Here is a 1,149-nt window from a genome sequence, read left to right as displayed (position 1 = left end):
CCCCCTCGCGCAGCGTCAGGGTCAGCGTCCTGCCGTCATCGGACCAGGCCCAGCCGGTGGCCAGTTCGGGGATGATCTCCATGTCGGCATTGGTGTTCAGCAGCCGGTCGCGCAGCGATTCATAGACCAGCGAGGACACGAAGGTCCGCGACTGTGCGGGATCCAGCGAATCCGGGTCCTCGTTCAGGCCGATGCGCAGGTCGGCTGCGGCGGCCATGCCGCCGATGGCGGCGGTGCCCAGGGCCGTGGCCAGAAAGGTGGTCAGCTTCATCGATGTCTCCCGATCGGTTCCGGCGCTTGGCGACGCCCTGTGCGGCCAGCCCAAGAAGGGACCGGATCATTAGTGTATACTAAGGTTCACGATCCGCGACTGGCAACCGTGATGCGTCTGCGCCTCGAAATTGCACATCCTGCAAATTTCTTTCGGTCAGGGCATTGATGCCGGCCGACGATATCCTTAGCTAGCTAACGAACCAGCCAAAAGGACGCGTCATGCCCCGCGAAAGCCCGATCCTTGATACCCTGCTGCGGGTCATGCGGACCCTGCGGCGCAGCTATGACCGCAGGGCGCGGGACGTGGGCCTGACCCTGTCACGGGCGCGCGCGCTGACGACGCTGGCGCATCACGACGGCATCACCCAGACCGAACTGGCCGCCGAACTGGCGATCGAGGCGCCGACCCTGAAACGCCAGATCGACGCCCTGGTCGCCGGCGGTTTCGTCGAACGGCGTCCTCTGGATGGCGACGGCCGCAAGAACGGGCTGGTCGTGACCGAACGCGGTCGCGACAGCGCCATCGTCGAATTCACGCACCGCCTGCGCGGCGAAGTGCTAGAGGGAATCGATCCGCAGGACCTGGACCGCGCGGCCCAGGTGCTGGACCGGATCGCCCGCAACATCGAACGGATGGACCGGACATGAGCGCCCCTGCCGCACCCCCGCCGCCGCATCCGCCGCTGCCCGGATTGCAGGCCGTGGCCTATATGCTGGCCGCCACCGTGATCGGCCTGTCGCAGGGCCTGCAGCAGGGCTTCGTGTCCACCAGCCTGCCCCAGCTTGCGGGCGATCTGGGCATCACCACGACCAGCGCGGCCTGGCTGCTGGCGGTCTACATGATCCCGCGCGCGGCGCTGCCGGTGCTGCTGATCA

Annotated in this window: 1 protein-coding gene and 2 pseudogenes; 2 read left to right on the top strand and 1 reads right to left on the bottom strand. The window is 67.1% G+C overall.

Annotated features, from left to right (window positions below):
• Positions 1 to 271, bottom strand: a pseudogene (locus TW83_RS16620) (ABC transporter substrate-binding protein); the annotation flags it as partial.
• 221 nt (positions 272 to 492) lie between these two features.
• On the opposite strand from TW83_RS16620, the gene TW83_RS16615 reads away from it, so the two are divergent.
• Together TW83_RS16615 and TW83_RS16610 are read left to right on the top strand one after the other, a co-directional pair.
• Positions 493 to 921: a MarR family transcriptional regulator gene (locus TW83_RS16615; protein WP_045983896.1), complete on the top strand. Its 429-nt coding sequence runs from the start codon at positions 493 to 495 to the stop codon at positions 919 to 921.
• Positions 918 to 1,149: pseudogene (locus tag TW83_RS16610) on the top strand (MFS transporter); the annotation flags it as partial. The gene TW83_RS16615 and the pseudogene TW83_RS16610, both read left to right, overlap by 4 nt.

Origin of the sequence: Paracoccus sp. S4493 (assembly GCF_000967735.1) — a bacterium.
In the GTDB taxonomy this organism is placed as follows: domain Bacteria; phylum Pseudomonadota; class Alphaproteobacteria; order Rhodobacterales; family Rhodobacteraceae; genus Paracoccus; species Paracoccus marcusii.
This window is presented reverse-complemented; position numbering and strand designations above follow the sequence as displayed.

Coding starts and splice junctions, on each gene's coding strand:
- TW83_RS16615 (WP_045983896.1), top strand. CDS start 493: ATGCCCCGCGAAAGCCCGATCCTTGATACCCTGCTGCGGGTCATGCGG.